Source organism: Micromonospora sp. CNZ299 (assembly GCF_002754415.1).
This window is the reverse complement of sequence record NZ_PEFG01000001.1, coordinates 284,625-302,576: the sequence shown is the minus strand read 5'-3', so window position 1 is coordinate 302,576 and position 17,952 is coordinate 284,625. Positions and strand designations below refer to the sequence as shown.

The following is a 17,952-nucleotide window of genomic DNA, read 5'->3' as shown; positions in this document are numbered from 1 at the left end:
CCGGGTGGCTCATTCCTCGTCGATGTCGTCGAGCCGGGCCAGCCAGGTGGCGAACCGCTCGATCGGCGTCTCGAAGTCGGGGTTGAGGTCGACGAAGTCGCGCAGGCGTTCACCCAGCCACTCCAGGGTCACCTGCTCGTCGCCCCGGCGCTCGACCAGCTCCTCGATGCCACGGTCGGTGAAGTACATGGGTACGTCCTCTAACTCGGCCCGGCAGGGCCGGGCGGGTGGTCAAGTGCACCGACGGAGCCGGGGCAGGACCGTGGTGAACGGCCCTGCCCCGGCTTTCGCGGTGCGGTCAGGTCACGGGCGGGGGAGAGCCGCCTCGATCAGCGCGTTCTGCTCGACCTCGTGGGTCTTGGCCGAGCCGACCGCCGGGGCGGCTGCGGCCGGGCGGGAGATCCGCCGCAGCCGGACGTCCGTGAGGTGCTCCAGCAGGTTGAGCGCGACGAACGACCAGGCACCCTGGTTGGCCGGCTCCTCCTGCACCCAGGCGAAGTCCTCCGCGTTCGGGAACTGCGCGAGGGCGGCCCGGATCTCCTCCACCGGCAGCGGGTAGAGCTGCTCGATCCGGAGGATCGCGGTGTCGGTGACGCCGCGCTCCTGCCGGGCCTGGAACAGGTCGTAGTAGACCTTGCCCGAGCAGAGCAGCACCCGCTTCACCGCCTCCGGTGCCGGGGCGGCCGTGTCGCGCAGCACCGGCTGGAAGGTGCCGGTGGTGAAGTCCTCCACCGACGAGACGCAGAGCTTGTGCCGCAGCAGCGACTTCGGCGTGAACACCACCAGCGGCTTGCGCTTGGGCGACAGTGCCTGGCGGCGCAGCAGGTGGAAGTAGTTCGCCGGGGTCGTCGGGATGGACACCCGCATGTTGTCCTCGGCGCACATCTGCAGGAACCGCTCCGGCCGGCCGGAGGTGTGGTCCGGGCCCTGGCCCTCGTGGCCGTGCGGCAGCAGCAGGGTGACGGCGGAGCGCTGGCCCCACTTCACCTCGCCGGACGAGATGAACTCGTCGATCACCGACTGGGCACCGTTGACGAAGTCACCGAACTGGGCCTCCCAGGCGACCAGCGCGTTGATGTTCTCCACCGAGTAGCCGTACTCGAAGCCCATCGCCGCGTACTCGCTGAGCAGCGAGTCGTGCACGAAGAACCGGGAGCGCTCGCCGTCGCCGGTGAGCGACTTGAGCGGCAGATAGTCCTCGCCGGTGCGGGAGTCGACCACCGAAGCGTGCCGCTGGACGAACGTGCCGCGACGCGAGTCCTGGCCGGCCAGCCGGACCGTGACCCCGTCGTGCAGCAGCGCACCGAGCGCGATGATCTCGCCGAAGCCCCAGTCGATGTTGCCCTCGACGGACATCTTCGCCCGCCGGTCCAGCAGTTGCTGGATCCGCTTGTGCGGGGTGAAGCCCTCCGGCAGGTTGATGTGCGCCTCGCCGACCGCCTTGACCACTGACGCGTCGGTGGCGGTGTCGACCTGCGGCTCCGGCTCCTCCTCGCGGCGCGGCCGGTTGAGCTGGCGCGGTGCCGCCGCGGCGTCCCGGGTGGCCTTGAAGACCTTCTCCAGCTGCGCCTGGTAGTCGCGCAGCAGCTCTTCCGCGTCCTCCACGGTGATGTCACCGCGGCCGATCAGCTCCTCAGTGTAGAGCTTGCGGACCGAGCGCTTCGAGTCAATGATCTTGTACATCTGGGGGTTGGACATCGACGGGTCGTCGCCCTCGTTGTGCCCGCGCCGCCGGTAGCAGACCATGTCGATCACGACGTCCTTGTTGAACGTCTGCCGGTATTCGAAGGCCAGCCGGGCCACCCGGACCACGGCCTCCGGGTCGTCGCCGTTGACGTGGAAGATCGGCGCCTGGATCATCCGGGCCACGTCGGTGCTGTAGAGGCTGGACCGGCTGTATTCCGGGGCGGTGGTGAAGCCGACCTGGTTGTTGACCACCACGTGCACGGTGCCGCCGGTGCGGTAGCCGCGCAGCTGCGACAGGTTGAGCGTCTCGGCGACCACGCCCTGCCCGGCGAACGCGGCGTCACCGTGCACCGCCAGCGGCAGCACTGTGTAACCCTCGAGCTTGAGGTCGATCCGGTCCTGCTTGGCCCGGACGATGCCCTCCAGCACCGGGTCCACGGCCTCCAGGTGCGACGGGTTGGCCACCACCGACACCTTGACCGAGTGCTCGCCGTCGGGGGTGGTGAACTTGCCGTTCTGACCCAGGTGGTATTTCACGTCGCCGGAGCCCTGCGTCGAGCGCGGGTCCAGGTGGCCCTCGAACTCCGAGAAGATCTTCTCGTACGGCTTGCCGACGATGTTCGCCAGCACGTTGAGCCGACCCCGGTGGGCCATGCCGATGACGACCTCGTCCAGGCCGTTCTCGGCCGAGGACTCCAGCACCTCACCGAGCAGCGGGATGAGCGACTCGCCGCCCTCCAGCGAGAAGCGCTTCTGGCCGACGTACTTGGTCTGCAGGAAGGTCTCGAACGCCTCGGCGGCGTTCAGCCGGTTGAGCACGTGCTTCTGCTCGTCAGCGGCCGGCTTCTCGTACTTGCGCTCGATCCGCTCCTGGACCCAGCGACGCTCCTCCGGGTCCTGGATGTGCATGTACTCGATGCCGACCCGGCGGCAGTATGAGTCGCGCAGCACGCCGAGGATCTCGCGCAGCTTCATCCGCTGCCGGCCGGCGAAGCCGTTGACCGGGAACTCGCGGTCGAGGTCCCACAGGGTGAGCCCGTGCTGGAGGACGTCCAGGTCGGGGTGCTTGCGGATCTTGAATTCCAGCGGGTCGGTGTCGGCCATCAGGTGACCGCGCACCCGGTACGCGTGGATCAGCTCGTGCACCCGGGCGGTCTTGTTGATCTGACCCTCGGAGTTGACGGCGACGTCGCGCATCCAGCGCACCGGCTCGTACGGGATGCGCAGCGCGGTGAAGATCTGGTCGTAGAAGCCGTGCTCGCCCAGGATCAGCTCGTGCATCACCTTGAGGAACTCGCCGGACTGCGCGCCCTGGATGATCCGGTGGTCGTACGTGCTGGTCAGCGTGATGATCTTGCTGACGGCCAGCTCGGCCAGGGTGGTCTCGGACATGCCCTGGTAGGGGGCCGGGTATTCCATCGCGCCGACGCCGATGATCGCGCTCTGGCCCTGCATCAGCCGCGGCATCGAGTGCACGGTGCCGATGCCGCCCGGGTTGGTCAGCGAGATCGTGGTGCCGGAGTAGTCCTCCATGGTCAGCTCGTTGCGCCGCGCCCGCCGGACCACGTCCTCGTACGCCTGCCAGAACTGCCGGAAGTCCATCGTCTCGCAGCCCTTGATGGAGGGGACCACCAGGTTGCGGCTGCCGTCCGGCTTGGCCAGGTCGATCGCGATGCCGAGGTTGACGTGCGCCGGCCGGAGCACGGCGGGCTTGCCGTTGGCCTCGGCGAAGGAGTTGTTCATCTCCGGGTGCTGGACCAGCGCCCGGACCAGCGCGTAACCGACCAGGTGGGTGAAGCTGACCTTGCCACCGCGCCCCCGGGCGAGGTGGTTGTTGATCACGATGCGGTTGTCGACCAGCAGCTTTGCCGGGACCGCGCGGACGCTGGTCGCGGTGGGCACGCTCAGCGAGGCGTCCATGTTCTGGACGATCTTCGCGGCGACGCCACGCAGCGGCGTGGTCTGCGGACCGTCAGCGGCCGGCGCGGCGGCCTTGGCGGCCGGCTTGGCCGGTGCGGCCTTTTCCGGTGCGGCCTTGGCCGTGGCCGGAGCGGCGGCGGGCTTGGCCGGTGCCGACTGCGCGGCGGCCGGCTTCGTGGCGGTCGCCGGCTTCGCCTTGGTGCTCGGCTGGCTGACCTCGGCGGCTGCCTCCGGCTGGCCGTCGGGCTCGGGAGCGGCGGCTGGCTTGTTCGACGACTCGGCGCCGCGCGGGGTGGCCGCTCCGGGCGCCGGGCGGTAGTCGGCGAAGAAGTCGTGCCAGGCCGAATCGACGCTCGTTGGGTCGGCGAGGTAACGCTGGTACATCTCCTCGACGATCCACTCATTCGGGCCGAAACCCGCTAGTGGGTTCTCCTGCGAAGTCTGCTGGGTCGACACGGCCGGTAATCGCCTCTTTCACGCGGGTTTGTGTGGCACGCGGTGTGTTCCTCCCGCCCGGTCAGGGGCACGGAGGGTACGGCTCCCAGGCTACGCCGTACCGATCCCGCAGGCATTTCCGCCTCGGTCCCGTGGCCGGTTTCACAGAAGATGCCAGAAGTTCAGCAACGCCTGCGCGCACCATGTCGAACTGGTAACGCTCGGCCCCTCGCGCGGCCGGTCGCCGAGGGTGACGCCCGACCCCGGAGCGGCCAGCTTGTCGTTGCCGCCCCGGGGTCGCAGACGCCATCAGGCGATGTCGCGCCGCCGGGTGAGCAGAACTCCGGCAATGCCGCTGACCAGCGCGTAGCCGATCAGCACGAGGGCACCGACCCACCAGGACGGTGTGAACTCCGAGGTGCCCTCAGTGATCATGACCTGGGATGCCACAGCGGGCCAGACGACCTGCCACTTGAGAACCGCCTCGCTGTCGAGGAGGTTCGACAGGAGCAGGAACAGCAGTCCCACCACCTGGGTGCCGATCAGATAGAGCACCGCCGCCGTGATCACCGCACCGAGCTGGTTGGTGATCAGCGTGCCGATGCCCACACCGAGGATCGTCCAGATGGCGTAGGCCAGCAGGTTGAACAGCAGTGCCCGCTGCACCGGCCACTCACCGAGCTGAGTGCCGTAGTCGTTGGCGGACAGGAAGATCGCGCCAGCGGCCAGGTCGATCAGCGTCGTGGCCAGCCAGAACATGAAGCCGAGCAGGCTGGCGGCGACGAGCTTGCTGACGATGACCGACGTTCGCCGGGGAGTCGTCAGGAACGTCGTGGTCGCGGTCTGGTGGAAGAACTCGTTGGTGACCATCAGGATGCCGATGAGCATCACGAACATCAGCCCGAGGTACTGGCCCGAGGTGTAGAGGTTCGCCGCCTGCGCTGGCGCTGTCGCCTGCTCGGCGCTGACGCCGATCTCCTCGGCGTCGCCGCCGAGCGCCGTGACCGCCAACCACGCGTTGACAGCGAACGCCAGGGCGATCGAGAGGAACGCGCCGAGGGCCAGCCACCACCAGGTGCTGGTGGTACGGATCTTGAGCAGCTCGGATCGGACCAGGTTCATCGGATGCCCGCCTTTCCGGCCGTCAGCTCCAGGAAGACCCGTTCCAGATCGGGCCGTTCGGTGGTCAGTTCGTGCAGCTCGACCCCGGCCGCGAGGGCGGACCGGCCGATCGTCGGGGCGTCCACCCCGCCGACCAGCAGCACACCCTGCTCATCGGTCTCGATGGTCGCCGACTGCGCCTTGAGGGCGGCTGTCAACGTCTCGGCCTGAGGGGTGCGGACCCGGACTCGGGCACCCTGCGCCATCGACCCGAGCACCTGGTCGACCGGACCCTGCCGGACGAGCTGCCCGGCCGCGATGATCACCACGTCGTCGGCGAGGAGCTGCATCTCCGACAGCAGGTGGCTGGAGACCAGCACGGTGCGGCCCTCTTGGGCGAGGTTCTTGAGGAATCCACGCATCCACCGGATGCCCTCCGGGTCCAGCCCGTTGGCCGGCTCGTCGAGGATCAGCACGCGGGGGTCACCGAGCATCGCGGCGGCGATGCCGAGCCGCTGCTTCATGCCCAGCGAGTAACCCTTGAACTTGCGCTTCGCCGCCGGGGTCAGCCCGACCAGGGCCAACGCCTCGTCGGCCCGCTGCTTGGGCAGCCCGGCCGCCGCGCAGATGACCCGCAGGTGGTTGATGCCGGTGCGGCCCTTGTGCGCGCTGGACGCCTCCAGCACCGCGCCGACCTGCCGCAGCGGGGTGGCGAGGTCGGCGTACCGCTGGCCGCTGATGGTGGCCGTGCCGGCGGTGGGGGTGACCAGGTTCAGCAGCATGCGCAGCGTGGTGGTCTTGCCTGCGCCGTTCGGGCCGAGGAAGCCGGTCACCCGCCCCGGCGCCACGGTGAAGGACAGGTTGTTCACCGCCCGGACGTTCTTGTACTGCTTCGTCAGACCGGACACCACGATCTGACCGTCGCTGGTGGGGCTTCTCTGCCCGTCAGACATCGTTCTCCTCCCGTGTGTGGCGTCGAGGTACGCCGTGGCACAGCGTGACGGCCCGTGGCAACAAGGTCAATCAGGCGCGGTCGGTACGTTTGCCTCCGTCGCGAGGTGGAGGCGACTCATCCCTGGGGACTACGGCGGAGGTCAGCACGCGATCCAGGTCGCCCGGGCCGCGCCCAGCAGCACGCCGTCCGGGCCGTACAGGCTGGTCCGCACGAGCGCCTTGCGTCCGTCGACGCCGAGCAGCTCGCCGGTCACCACGCACTCGTCGCCCGGTCCGGGTAGCGCCGTGACCCCGGCGGCGATCCGGCCCAACAGGTACGGGCGACCGGGTGCGAGCACCGCCCAACCGCCGGGGCAGTCCAGCGCCGCCCAGACCGTGGCCTCGCTGACCTGCTCGGGTGCCCGGAACGGCGCCGCGGTCCGCCCATCGGGCAGCCGGCCAGGAAAGATCCGTAACCCGTCCGCCCGCTGCGGCCCACAGACGTAACAGCCGGGGAACGGATGCTCGACCAGGCCGGGGAAGTGGGCCGCCGCAGCCACCGCCGTGGCCAGGTCCACCGGGGGTACGACGGCATCGACGACCCCGGCCGGGCGCACCTCGGCCACCAACTCGCCGGACGGGTCACGGACCGCACCGTCGACCAGCGTCAACTCGGTCTCCAGCGGTGGTGGCCGGCGCAGCGTCACCTCGACCGGTTCGCTGCCGCCGGACTCGGTGGCGAACACTCCCGCGCTCCAGCCGCCGTTGCCGGAACCGGGGGGCCCGTTGTAGCGGGACTCGATGCGCATCGTCGACCTCCGGTGGGCGTACCGGCGTCTTCGCCGGCCTGCACGGGCAGCCTCGCACGGTCTTCGCGGGGTGCCGCCAGCGGTCTCGCCTGCCGGCGTTCACCCGATCGACACCGGTGGTCCCCGTGGAGGGCAACCCGGGCACCTACACAGATCCCATGGCCGTTCTGCATGCCGCTGGCACATCCCTGAAGACCAGCGGATACACCCTGCTGATCGCCGACGACCCCACCCAGGTCGCGGCCGCGCAACGCCTGCGCCACGAGGTGTTCGCCACCGAACTCGGCGCCACCCTCCTTCCCGGCGAGGCCGGGTTGGACGTGGACCCCTTCGACGCGTACTGCGACCACCTGATCGTCCGCGAGGACAGCACCGGCGAGGTGGTCGGCACCTACCGGCTGCTACCGCCCGGACGCACCGACCAGCGGTACGCCGAGGAGGAGTTCGACCTCTCCGCGCTCGACCCGCTCCGCGACGACCTCGTCGAGGCGGGTCGGTCGTGCGTGCACCCGGACCACCGCTCGGGCGCGGTGATCAATCTGATGTGGGCCGGCATCACCCGGTACCTGCACCTGCGTGGCTCCCGCTGGCTCGGTGGCTGCGCCTCGGTGCCGGTGGTCGACGGTGGGCGGACGGTCGCCGAGGTGTGGAGCCAGGCCCAGGCCCGGCACCTGTCACCGCCGCCGTTGCGGGTCCGCCCACGGCGACCCTGGTTCGCCGAGTCGGCCACGGCTCCCGGCCCGGCCGCCGCCGCGCCGGTGGCCGCTGTCGGACCGGCGGGGCGCGTCGTGGTGCCACCGCTGCTGCGGGGCTACCTCCGGCTCGGCGCGTGGATCTGCGGCGAGCCGGCGTACGACCCCGACTTCGGGTGCGCGGACTTCTACGTGCTCTTCTCCCTGGACCGGATGAACCCGCGCTACCTGCGCCACTTCCTGGGCGGGGAGCAGCGGTGACCACCGGGGCGCACGATCTGTGGCGGCCCTCCTCGGGCTGTGACGACGACTGCCTGCCGGCGGCCGGCGAGGTGCCCACGGTGCCGGTGGCCCGCCGGGTGCTGCGGTTGGTCGCCGTGACCGGAATGCTGGTCGCCGGGGTCGGCCTGGTGCTGCTGCTGCCCGTGCTTCCGACCCGGGAGCGGCAGGCGGCGGTACGCGGCTGGGCCCGGGCGACCACGCGGGCGTTCGGCGTCCGGCTGGTGATCCGGGGCCGGTTGCCCCGACGGCGGGCGCTGCTGGTCGCCAACCACGTCTCCTGGTTGGACATCCTCGCGGTGCTGGCGGTCGCGCCCACCCGGATGGTCGCGAAGCGGGAGATCCGCTCCTGGCCGGTGGTCGGGCTGCTGGCCGCGGCGGCGGGCACGGTCTTCGTGGACCGGTCCCGGCCGCGGGCACTGCCGACGAGCGTCGGCCGGGTCGCCGAGATGCTGCGCGCCGGCCGGTCGGTGGCGGTCTTTCCGGAGGGTACGACCTGGTGCGCTGGTGACGGCGGTGCCGACTGCCGCCCGGGCGGCGGCTTTCGGCCGGCGATGTTCCAGGCGGCCATCGACGCGGGTAGCCCGGTGGTGCCGCTGCGGCTCGCCTACCGCTGCGAGGCCATCGGCTCCACCACCACGGCAACGGCCTTTCTCGGTGCGGACACCCTGCTGCGCTCGGTGGCCCGGGTGGTCGCGGCGCGGGACATCGTGGTGTCGGTGACGATCGCCGCCGCGCTGCACCCGGCCCGTGCTGCCGACCGGCGGTTGCTGGCCCGGGCGGCCGAGTCGGCCGTACACCTGCTGCCGGCAGGCGGCGTGGCGCGGACCCGGCTGCGTCCGGTGCCCACGGTGACCCCGGCGGTCGCCGTGTCCGTGCCGGTGCAGACGTCCGGCCGGGAGCTGGACCTGGCGGCCTGAGGGGGCGGGGTCGCAGTCGGCGACCCCGCCCGGCGCAGGGGCGACCAACACGCGACCTGTCTTGTGCTATCGCGATGTATCGCGTTACTGTCCTCCCTGTCAGGCGCGTGTCCGCGCGTCGTCGAGGGGAGGAAACCCATGGCCGGATGGACGGTCGAGAGCCCGCAGCGGCTCACCGTGGACGGCCCGGTCACCCGACTGGACGTCCGCCTGCTGAGCGGCCGGCTCAACGTGGTCGCCACCGACGGCCCGACCCGGATCGACGTCACCCAGGTCGGCCGCCGGCCGGTCCTGATCGACCACTCCGACGGCCGGCTCACCGTCCGTCAGGAGCGCGGCCACGGCTGGACGGACGTCCTGCGCTGGTTCCGGATGATCCACCGCTACCCCCGGGTGGACGTCTCGCTCGCCGTGCCCGCCGACGTCCTGGCCGACCTGGGGCTGGTCGCGGGCTCGGTGGTCGCCTCCGGTCTGCGCCGGCAGACCACTGTGCATGTCACCGCCGGTCAGATCACCCTGATGGGCCTGCGCGGCAACACCTCCGCGACGATCACCTCCGGGCCGGTGGAGGCGCTCGGCGTCCGGGGCGACCTCACTCTGGAGACGGTCTCCGGGGAGGTGATCCTCGCCGACAGCGCCGCCGAGCGGGTGCGTGCGCAGACCGTCTCCGGGGCGATCACCTGCGACCTGGACAACCCCCGGCGCAGCGAGATCCGGTTGACCACCATCTCGGGCAGCATCACCGTCCGGGTCCGCGAGGACAGCGACCTCGCCGTCCAGATGCACACCGCCTCCGGCCGGATCACCAGCGGCTTTCCGCAGGTCCGCACCTCGACGTTCCCACTGCGCAGCAGCGAGGGAGTGCTCGGTGCCGGCGAAGGTAAGCTCTGGGCTTCCGCGACCTCGGGCAGCATCGCTCTGCTCGCCCGAGCGGTCGACAACGATTCCGAGGAGCTGCCGTGACCGCCGTGTTCAGCCACGGACGGCTCCGGCTCTATCTCCTCAAGCTCCTCGACGACGGCCCGAAGCACGGGTACGAGCTGATCCGCCTTCTGGAGGACCGGTTCCTCGGGCTCTACGCGCCCAGCGCCGGCACCATCTATCCCCGCCTGCAACGGCTGGAGGCCGAAGGGCTGGTCAGCCACACCGCTGCCGGCGGCCGCAAGACGTACGACATCACCGACGCCGGCCGTGCCGAGCTGCACCAGCGCGCCGGTGAGCTGACGGAGCTGGAATCGGACATCGCGGCCTCGGTGGCCGACCTCTCCAGCCTGGCCGGCGAGATCCGCAGCGAGGTGCGCGGGTCGGTACGCGACCTCAAACGGGAGCTGAGCGAGGCCACCCGGCAGACCCGGCGTAACCGGTGGGAGGCCCCCGCGGCGCCGCCCCGGCCGACGCCGAACGGCGGGCCGCAGGCCGCGCTGCTCGACGAACTCGACCAGCGGCTGGCCGCGTTCACCGCCGAGGTGGGCCGGCTCGTGCGCGCCCGACAGTTCAGCGAAACCCAGCTGAGCACCGCCATCCGGCTGCTCGACGGCGCCCTGGACGGGCTGCGCCGCCTGCTGCGCTGAGCAGGGTCAAGGGTCCGGCCACGACTCACAGGCATTTTCCAGGAACCATCCAGCGCCGGCGCAGTGACGTCACCGATGATGGGCCCATGCCCGCTACCCAGACCGAGGCGCGACTCCTCGTCGTCGAGGACGACCCCAACATCCTCGAACTGCTCTCCGCGAGCCTGCGGTTCGCGGGCTTCGACGTGGCCACCGCGACCAGTGGGAGCGCGGCGCTCAACGCCGCCAAGGACCACCGGCCCGACCTGGTGGTGCTCGACGTGATGCTTCCGGATCTCGACGGCTTTGAGGTCATCCGGATGCTCCGCGAGGGCGGCACGCGTACGCCTGTGGTCTTCCTGACCGCCCGGGACGCCACCGACGACAAGATCCGTGGGTTGACCCTGGGCGGCGACGACTACGTCACGAAGCCGTTCAGCCTGGAGGAGCTGACCGCCCGGATCCGCGCCGTGCTGCGCCGCACCACTACCGGCGAGCAGGCCCCGTCCCGGCTCACCTTCGCCGACCTGGAGTTGGACGAGGAGACCCACGAGGTGCACCGGGCCGGCCAGCGCGTCCAGCTCTCGCCGACGGAGTTCAAGCTGCTGCGCTACCTGATGCTCAACGCCAACCGGGTGCTGTCCAAGGCGCAGATCCTCGACCACGTCTGGAACTACGACTTCCGTGGTGACGACAACATCGTCGAGTCCTACATCTCCTACCTGCGACGCAAGGTCGACACCACCCAGCCCCGGCTGATCCACACCCTCCGCGGCGTCGGCTACGTGCTGCGCAAGCCGGCGGCGTGAACCGGGTCCAGCAGGCGAAAGGGCGGGTCCGCAGCGTCCCGCTGCGGGTCAAGCTGGTCACTTCGGTGCTGGCGTTGGTCGCCGTCGCGTTGCTGGTGATCAGCTCGCTGACCGCGTACTTCCTCCGCAACTACCTACAGGGCCAGGTGGACGGGCAGATCAGGTCGACCGCCCAGGGCCTCGGTCAGCTGCTCCCGAAGCTGCGCAGCGGGCAGGTCAACGCCATGCTGCCCAGCGACTACGTCGTGTCGGTGGCTGACGAGCAACAGGTCTACCCGGCGATCTACGACGACATCAGTCTTGATCCTGTTCAGCTGCCTACCTTCCCCACTAGCCGTGATGGCTTCGAGGACTTGGAGGGGGAGCCGCGGACCGTCGTGTCTCATGACGGCTTCACCAGATGGCGGGTCTACTACGCGGCTCAACCGGACGGCTCGGTGCTCGCGGTAGGTCAGCCGCTGACCGAGGTGGATCGGGCGGTGAAGCGGCTCGTCTGGATAGACCTCCTGGTCGGCGGTGCGGTGCTGATCATGTTGGCGTCGGTCGGCGCGGCGATCGTCCGGACCAGCCTCAAGCCGCTGGTGGAGATCGAGCGCACCGCCGCCGCGATCGCCGGGGGTGATCTGACCCGCCGGGTGCCCGACCCGGAGCACGGCCAGGAGCATCCCACCTCCGAACTGGGCCGGCTCTCCCGCGCGCTGAACGCGATGCTCACCCAGATCGAGGCGGCGTTCACCGCCAGAGCCGCCTCGGAGACGTCGGCCCGCTGGGCCGAGAGCGCCGCCCGGGACGCCGCCGCCTCGGCCCAGGCGTCGGAGGCGCGGGCCCGGCGCTCCGAGGAGCGGATGCGGCAGTTCGTCGCGGACGCCTCGCACGAGCTGCGGACCCCGTTGACCACCATTCGCGGCTTCGCCGAGCTGTACCGGCAGGGTGCGGCGCGGGCACCGGAGCAGACCGCCGGCCTGCTGCGCCGGATCGAGGACGAGGCGGCCCGGATGGGGCTGCTGGTGGAGGATCTGCTGCTGCTGGCCCGCTTGGATCGGGAGCGGCCGCTGTCGCTGACCCCGGTGGAGCTGCCGGTGCTCGCCTCCGACGCCGTGCACGCCGCCCGGGCCATGGCCCCGGATCGGCGGATCGATCTGGAGATCGAGCCGGACGCGGGTCCGCTCGTCGTGTCCGCCGACGACGCGCGGCTGCGCCAGGTGATCGGCAACCTGGTCACCAACGCGCTGACCCACACCCCGCCGGACGCCGAGATCCGCGTGCGGTTGCACAGCGAACCGGGCGGTTTCGCCGTGGTGGAGGTCGCCGACACCGGGCCGGGCCTCTCCCCGGAGCAGGCCGAACGGGTCTTCGAACGGTTCTACCGGGCCGACGCGGCACGGACGCGGCGCGCTGACGGCAACACCGGCACCGGGCTCGGCCTGGCCATCGTGGCGGCGCTCGTCGCCGCCCACCACGGCTCGGTCTCGGTGGCCGAGACGCCCGGTGGTGGCGCCACCTTCCGGGTCCGGATCCCGCTGCTGGCACAGATCGACGCGGCGGACGAGTGACTTTCAGCCAACTTCCAGGACGGTTCCAGGTTGATCGCAGTGCGGAGGGAGAAGGTAGTTCCATGACCGAGTTCGAGTCCGACCCGCAGCGCCGGCCGGCCCCCACCGACGCCGAGCCGTCGCACCCCACCGCCGAGCTGCCGCGTGACGAGCGCGCGCAGTCCGACTCCCCGACCACCCCCGTCCAGGTCGTCCCGACCGCCGGTGACGACACGGACGACACGGACGCCACGGCCGTCACTTCCGCCGCGCCCGCCGGTCAGCCGGCCACCCCCCAGCTGACCGGGTACGAGCCGCAGGCCCCCACCCCGTCCGCGCCGCCGTACCCGGTCTCCGGCTACCCGGCGCCCGGCCAGCACGGCTACCCGCAGCCGAACGCCGGCCACCACCCCGGCGCGCCCTGGTACGCGGGCCAGCAGTCCGGCTGGGCGGGCGGGGGCCAGCCGGGCGCCTACCCGCAGCACCAGCAGCACACCCAGCACCTCGGCCAGCACGGCCAGCACCTCGGGCAGCAGCCGGGCCAGCCGGTCCCGCCGTGGGGCCCGCAGGTCGCGCCGCCCGGCAGTGGCCCCCGGCCGAGTCGGATCGCCAAGTTCGCCGGAGCGGGCGTCGCGGTGTTCGCCCTGATGCTCGGTTCGGGCGTCGCCGGCGGTGCCCTCGCCCTCGCCCTCGACGGGGACGGCGGCGGCATCACCCGCACCTACTCGGCGGCGCCGGTCATCAACAGCGCCGACCTCCCGAAGATCGCCGCTTCCGTGCAGGACAGCGTCGTCTCGATCACCACCGACAGCGGCGAGGGCTCCGGGGTGGTGCTCAGTGCCGACGGGTACGTGCTGACCAACAACCACGTGGTCGCCAACGCCGCCGGTGGCGCCGTACAGGTGATCTTCGCCGACGGCAAGAAGGCCGACGCGAAGGTCATCGGTACCGACCCGAAGACCGACCTGGCCGTGGTGAAGGCCAACGGGGTCAGCGACCTCAAGCCGGCCAAGTTCGGCGACAGCGACGCCATGCAGGTCGGCGACCAGGTGCTCGCCCTGGGCAGCCCGCTCGGCCTCCAGGGTTCGGTGACCTCCGGCATCCTCAGCGCCCGGGACCGCACCATCCGGGCCGGCGAGGGTCAGCCGCAGGACCCGAGCCAGCAGCAGAGCCAGGCCGTCAGCTCGATCTCCGGTCTGCTCCAGACCGACGCGCCGATCAACCCGGGCAACTCCGGCGGCGCGCTGGTCAACACCCGGGGCGAGGTGATCGGCGTCAACACCGCCATCGCCACCTCCGGGCAGAGCACCGGCAACATCGGCGTCGGTTTCGCCATCCCCAGCAACAAGGCCAAGGACGTCGCGGGCAAGCTCCAGCGTGGCGAGAAGGTCAGCCACCCGTCGCTCGGGGTGGGCGTCAACCAGGCCGAGGGCGGCGGCGCGCTCGTCGCGTCGGTCACCCCGGGCAGCCCAGCCGAAAAGGCCGGCCTCCAGCGTGGCGACGTCGTCACCCGCTTCGGCGACAAGCCGGTCAACGACTCCGACGACCTGGTCGGCGCGGTGCAGGCCGGCAAGGTCGGCGACCGGGTCGAGGTGCAGTTCAAGCGGAACGGCGCCGAGAAGTCGGTAACCGTGACGCTCGCCGAGACGTCCTGACGGACAACTGAACCTGCTTCCTCCCTCCAGCGGCGGGTGGCGGGGCCGAGGGGGTCGGCTCCGTCACCCGCCGCTTTTTCCCCCGGCGGCGGTTCACCCGGATCGGGTGAACCGCCGTCACCCCGGTTTCCGGCACGTTCGGCGGGCGAGTCTCGGCGAGGGGAACCGGGGGTGGGTGCCATGACCGGGGTGGTGGATGTCCGCGAGGACCAGCGGATCCAACGCGACGTCCTGGCGCAGCTGGCCTGGGACGCCCAGCTGCAACCGAACGAGATCGGCGTACGCGTCGACCAGGGAGTGGTCACCCTGACCGGCTTCGTGGACGGTGCCGCTCGCAGTTGGGCCGCGACCCGGTCCGCTCAGCGGGTCCGGGGCGTCCGGGCGGTGGCCGACGAGATCGAGGTGCGGTTGCCCGGTACGCCGGGGCGTACCGACGCCGAGGTTGCCCTCGCCGCGTCCCGGGCGTTGGAGTGGGACAGCTTCGTGCCCGCTGAGCGGCTGGACGTGACAGTGGCCAACGGCTGGCTGATGCTGCGCGGTGAGGTCGAGTTCGGCTGGCAGCGGCGCGCCGCCGAGGGGGAGTTGCGCCGGCTCGACGGCGTACGGGGTCTCACCAACCTGATCGAGGTGCGACCTCCGGCAGCAGCGGTCGCTGAGAGGTTGCGACGGGACGTGCAGCGGGCACTGATGCGCACGCTTGGTGCGGAGCGGGTGACCGTCGAGGTGGACGGCGACACGCTCGTCCTTGCCGGGGTGGTCCGATCCTGGTGGGAACGCGAGCAGGTCGAGCGGGTGGCCTGGTCCGCCCCCGGCGTGCGGGCAGTCCACGACCAGATCCTGGTGGGCGGGTGAGCGTCCGCCTTGTCCGGTTTACCGGGGACGTCACTGGGAAATCGCCGCCGACCGTCCGGACCGGCGGTGACGCCGCACCGGGGATCAACGGGGAGGACTCGTGGCCGTGAACCACCCTGCGGGCCGCCCGGAAGAGCGGTCGTTGCGCATCGCGATGGTGGTTCCACCCTGGTTGTCCGTGCCGCCACCCGGCTACGGCGGCCTCGAACAGGTCGTCGCCGCCCTTGTGGACGCGCTCTGCAGGCAGGGGCACGAGGTCACGTTGTTCGGTGCCGGTGACGACCACGGCACGGCGGCCCACGGCTTCGTCTCCACTGTCTCCGAGGTCCAGTACGAGCGGCTCGGCGAGTCACTGCCTGAGCTTGCTCACCTGGCCCGGGTGAATCGGCTGATCACGGCGGCCGACTTCGACGTCATCCACGACCACACCACGATCGGCCCGCTGGTCGCCGGCCGCCGGGCGGTGCCGACGGTCGCGACTGTGCACGGCAACCCCGTGGGGGAGTACGGGGACGTGCTCAGCGACATCGACTCGGGCGTCGCCCTGGTGGCGATCTCGCACACCCAACGTCGGCTGAACACCGACCTGCCCTGGGCCGGCACTGTGCACAACGCGCTGGACATCCGCGGCTTTCCGCGTAAGACCAGACCCGGGACGGGACCGGTGCTGTGGCTGGCCCGCTTCAGCCCGGACAAGGGCCCCGAGGTCGCCATCCGGGCGTGCCGGGAGGCAGGGGTGCCCCTGCTGCTGGCCGGCAAGTGCAACGAGCCGGCCGAGCGCCGCTACTACGAGCAGGTCGTCGCGCCGCTGGTCGACGAGAACGTGACAGTGGTGCTCAACGCCGGCCGCGCGGAGACGCTGCGGATGCTCGTCGACGCCCGTTGCCTGATCATGCCGATCCAGTGGGACGAGCCGTTCGGCATGGTGATGCTGGAGGCGATGGCGACCGGCACACCGGTGGTCGCCCTCAACCGGGGGGCCGTGCCGGAGCTGGTCCGGCCGGGGCTGACCGGGCTGGTCTGTGAACGGCCGGAGGAACTGGCCGCGGCGGTGCTCGCGGCGGAGCGGCTCGACCCGGAGGACTGCGTGGCGCACGTCGCGGAGAACTTCTCGGTCGAGCGGATGGCGGACGGCTACGCGGCGATCTTCCGACGCTTCGCCACCGGCCGGTACGACATTCGCGAATCGGCCCGGGTCCCGGCCCGCTGACCCGCCCACCTCGGCGTTTCCGCGCGGTCAGACCTCGGCACCGCCCAGCTCCACGATGGCGGCGTCGAGCCGAGACGCGTACGCCGGACTGATGCCGCCCTCGCCGAGGCGGACCGCTACCTTCTCGCGCAGCCGGGCCACCGGTGGCGCCAGCTCGCCGCGGCCGGAGCTGACCGCGGCGGTCAGGTTGCGCAGCTCGTTGCGCAGGTCGAGACCCACGTCGTCGCGGATCTCCCCGGCGCCCAGCCCGGCGCTGATCAGCCCGTCGACCCGGTTGGCGGCCTCGACGAGGGTGCCCGGATTCGAGGTGGGCGAGCCGGTGCTCGGCTTCGTCGGCGGCGGGGACGCGCTCGGCTGGGACGACGCGGGGACCGGCGGGTCGCTCGGCGGGGTGGTCGCCGGGGCGACCGAGGGCTGCGTCCGGGGTGTCGGCTCATCCTCGGGCAGAAGGGTCACTCCGGCCAGCGTCACACCGACGGCCAGGACGAGCAGCAGCACCAGCCGTCGACGGGACCAGACCGAACCGGCGGCTGTCCCTCCCGCCGCTGCTGGCACGGCGGCCGGCTGCGGCGGCAGGGGCTGGGTGGGCACCCGGATGGTCGCGGCCGGGGGATCGGGAGGCAGCAACTGGTCGCGCAGCACGGCGGCGACCTGCCGTGCGGTCGGCCGGTCGGCCGGGTTGCGGGCGAGGCTGCGCAGGCAGATCCGGGCCACCGGTGGGGGCAGGTCCGGCAGGTCGGCGAGCGTGGGCGGCGGGCCGTCGGCCAGCGCGGCGCTGAGTTGCTCCCAGGTGTCCGCCGGGTACGGGACCCGGCCGGTGAGGGCCTCGTGCAGCAGCACGCCGAGCGAGTACACGTCGGTGGACGGCTGGGCCGGCGCGCCGTCGAGGCGTTCCGGGGCGACGTACGCCGGCGTGCCGAACGTCTCGCCGTCCTCGTCCTCGTCGGGCGCGCCGATCCGGGTGGCGATGCCGAAGTCGAGCACCTTGACGCCCGTCGCGGTCATCATCACGTTGGCCGGGGTGACGTCCCGGTGCACGATGCCGAGCCGGTGCGCCGCGGCCAGCGCCTCCGCGACCTGGGCACCCACCTCGATCGCCTCCGCCCACGGCAGCGGCCCCTCGGTGAGCCGCAGCTCCAACTCCTCGCCGCTGAGCAGCTCCATCACCACGAACGAGGTGATCGAGCCGTCCGGGTCGACCGTCTCGCCGTAGTCGTGCACAGAGGTCAGATGCGGGTGCACCAACTGGGCGGCGGCCCGGGCCTCCTCGCGCACCATGCCCCGGAACCGCGCGTCGGCGGCCAGCGAGGGGGCGAGCACCTTGAGCGCGACGAGCCGGTCCAGCACCTCGTCCCGGGCACGCCAGATGACCGACATGCCGCCGGCGCCGATCTGGTCGAGAAGTCGGTATCTGCGAGCCAGTAACCGGCCCGGATGCAGTGCTGCCTTCACCGATCGCACCTGCCTCAGGGGTGGGAGCGGTATCAGGTTGCGCGAATGTCTCCGGCCTGTCAACGCCGTCATCGGTCAGCTGTCGACGGGCGGTGCCTGCCGTGCGCCGACCGCCCG

Annotated in this window: 15 protein-coding genes; 9 read left to right on the top strand and 6 right to left on the bottom strand. The window is 71.5% G+C overall.

The features are described 5' to 3' along the window. Window positions 1–9: 9 nt before the first annotated feature. From CLT68_RS01425 to CLT68_RS01405, 5 genes are all read right to left on the bottom strand, one after another. Window positions 10–189 carry a DUF6104 family protein gene (locus CLT68_RS01425; RefSeq protein ID WP_099848320.1) on the bottom strand — a complete coding sequence of 60 codons (180 nt, stop codon included), beginning with the start codon at window positions 187–189 and terminating at the stop codon, window positions 10–12. A gap of 114 nt (window positions 190–303) precedes the next feature. Then, window positions 304–4,062, bottom strand: coding sequence for a multifunctional oxoglutarate decarboxylase/oxoglutarate dehydrogenase thiamine pyrophosphate-binding subunit/dihydrolipoyllysine-residue succinyltransferase subunit (locus CLT68_RS01420; protein ID WP_099848318.1), 3,759 nt, complete (start codon window positions 4,060–4,062; stop codon window positions 304–306). A gap of 288 nt (window positions 4,063–4,350) precedes the next feature. Continuing rightward, the gene (locus CLT68_RS01415) at window positions 4,351–5,163 is read right to left on the bottom strand and encodes an ABC transporter permease (protein WP_099848316.1); all 813 of its coding nucleotides are present in this window, start codon (window positions 5,161–5,163) and stop codon (window positions 4,351–4,353) included. Next, window positions 5,160–6,095, bottom strand: coding sequence for an ATP-binding cassette domain-containing protein (locus CLT68_RS01410; RefSeq protein WP_099848314.1), 936 nt, complete (start codon window positions 6,093–6,095; stop codon window positions 5,160–5,162). The genes CLT68_RS01415 and CLT68_RS01410 overlap by 4 nt, the downstream gene beginning before the upstream one ends. Before the next feature lie 141 nt (window positions 6,096–6,236). Beyond that, window positions 6,237–6,884 (bottom strand): hypothetical protein, encoded by a 648-nt coding sequence (locus CLT68_RS01405; protein WP_099848312.1) that lies wholly within the window; start codon window positions 6,882–6,884, stop codon window positions 6,237–6,239. A 158-nt stretch (window positions 6,885–7,042) separates the two neighbouring features. Between CLT68_RS01405 and CLT68_RS01400 the strand changes: the two genes are divergently transcribed. From CLT68_RS01400 to CLT68_RS01360, 9 genes are all read left to right on the top strand, one after another. After that, window positions 7,043–7,837, top strand: coding sequence for a GNAT family N-acyltransferase (locus CLT68_RS01400; protein WP_099856679.1), 795 nt, complete (start codon window positions 7,043–7,045; stop codon window positions 7,835–7,837). Beyond that, window positions 7,834–8,775, top strand: coding sequence for a lysophospholipid acyltransferase family protein (locus CLT68_RS01395; RefSeq protein WP_099848310.1), 942 nt, complete (start codon window positions 7,834–7,836; stop codon window positions 8,773–8,775). Before CLT68_RS01400 ends, CLT68_RS01395 begins: the two co-directional genes overlap by 4 nt. Before the next feature lie 138 nt (window positions 8,776–8,913). Next, window positions 8,914–9,738, top strand: a complete 825-nt coding sequence (locus tag CLT68_RS01390) for a DUF4097 family beta strand repeat-containing protein (protein ID WP_099848308.1) — start codon at window positions 8,914–8,916, stop codon at window positions 9,736–9,738. Beyond that, window positions 9,735–10,346 carry a PadR family transcriptional regulator gene (locus CLT68_RS01385; protein WP_099848306.1) on the top strand — a complete coding sequence of 204 codons (612 nt, stop codon included), beginning with the start codon at window positions 9,735–9,737 and terminating at the stop codon, window positions 10,344–10,346. The genes CLT68_RS01390 and CLT68_RS01385 overlap by 4 nt, the downstream gene beginning before the upstream one ends. An 86-nt stretch (window positions 10,347–10,432) precedes the next feature. Beyond that, window positions 10,433–11,134, top strand: coding sequence for a response regulator transcription factor (locus CLT68_RS01380; protein ID WP_030336721.1), 702 nt, complete (start codon window positions 10,433–10,435; stop codon window positions 11,132–11,134). Continuing rightward, on the top strand, window positions 11,131–12,687 hold the full coding sequence (locus CLT68_RS01375) for a sensor histidine kinase (RefSeq protein WP_099848304.1): 1,557 nt from the start codon (window positions 11,131–11,133) through the stop codon (window positions 12,685–12,687). Before CLT68_RS01380 ends, CLT68_RS01375 begins: the two co-directional genes overlap by 4 nt. Before the next feature lie 62 nt (window positions 12,688–12,749). After that, on the top strand, window positions 12,750–14,321 hold the full coding sequence (locus CLT68_RS01370) for a trypsin-like peptidase domain-containing protein (RefSeq protein ID WP_099848302.1): 1,572 nt from the start codon (window positions 12,750–12,752) through the stop codon (window positions 14,319–14,321). 180 nt (window positions 14,322–14,501) lie between these two features. Next, on the top strand, window positions 14,502–15,173 hold the full coding sequence (locus CLT68_RS01365) for a BON domain-containing protein (RefSeq protein WP_099856678.1): 672 nt from the start codon (window positions 14,502–14,504) through the stop codon (window positions 15,171–15,173). Window positions 15,174–15,273: 100 nt separating this feature from the next. Further along, window positions 15,274–16,383, top strand: a complete 1,110-nt coding sequence (locus tag CLT68_RS01360) for a glycosyltransferase family 4 protein (RefSeq protein ID WP_486482049.1) — start codon at window positions 15,274–15,276, stop codon at window positions 16,381–16,383. 27 nt (window positions 16,384–16,410) lie between these two features. Here the strand turns inward: CLT68_RS01360 and CLT68_RS01355 are convergent, their stop codons facing one another. Then, the gene (locus CLT68_RS01355) at window positions 16,411–17,835 is read right to left on the bottom strand and encodes a serine/threonine-protein kinase (RefSeq protein WP_486482048.1); all 1,425 of its coding nucleotides are present in this window, start codon (window positions 17,833–17,835) and stop codon (window positions 16,411–16,413) included. Window positions 17,836–17,952: the final 117 nt, after the last annotated feature.

Excerpts from the sequence above, each read along its gene's own strand:
- CLT68_RS01415 (WP_099848316.1), bottom strand. The coding sequence starts at position 5,163 with ATGAACCTGGTCCGATCCGAGCTGCTCAAGATCCGTACCACCAGCACC.
- CLT68_RS01380 (WP_030336721.1), top strand. The coding sequence starts at position 10,433 with ATGCCCGCTACCCAGACCGAGGCGCGACTCCTCGTCGTCGAGGACGAC.
- CLT68_RS01425 (WP_099848320.1), bottom strand. The coding sequence starts at position 189 with ATGTACTTCACCGACCGTGGCATCGAGGAGCTGGTCGAGCGCCGGGGC.
- CLT68_RS01405 (WP_099848312.1), bottom strand. The coding sequence starts at position 6,884 with ATGCGCATCGAGTCCCGCTACAACGGGCCCCCCGGTTCCGGCAACGGC.
- CLT68_RS01410 (WP_099848314.1), bottom strand. The coding sequence starts at position 6,095 with ATGTCTGACGGGCAGAGAAGCCCCACCAGCGACGGTCAGATCGTGGTG.
- CLT68_RS01365 (WP_099856678.1), top strand. The coding sequence starts at position 14,502 with ATGACCGGGGTGGTGGATGTCCGCGAGGACCAGCGGATCCAACGCGAC.
- CLT68_RS01390 (WP_099848308.1), top strand. The coding sequence starts at position 8,914 with ATGGCCGGATGGACGGTCGAGAGCCCGCAGCGGCTCACCGTGGACGGC.
- CLT68_RS01370 (WP_099848302.1), top strand. The coding sequence starts at position 12,750 with ATGACCGAGTTCGAGTCCGACCCGCAGCGCCGGCCGGCCCCCACCGAC.
- CLT68_RS01400 (WP_099856679.1), top strand. The coding sequence starts at position 7,043 with ATGGCCGTTCTGCATGCCGCTGGCACATCCCTGAAGACCAGCGGATAC.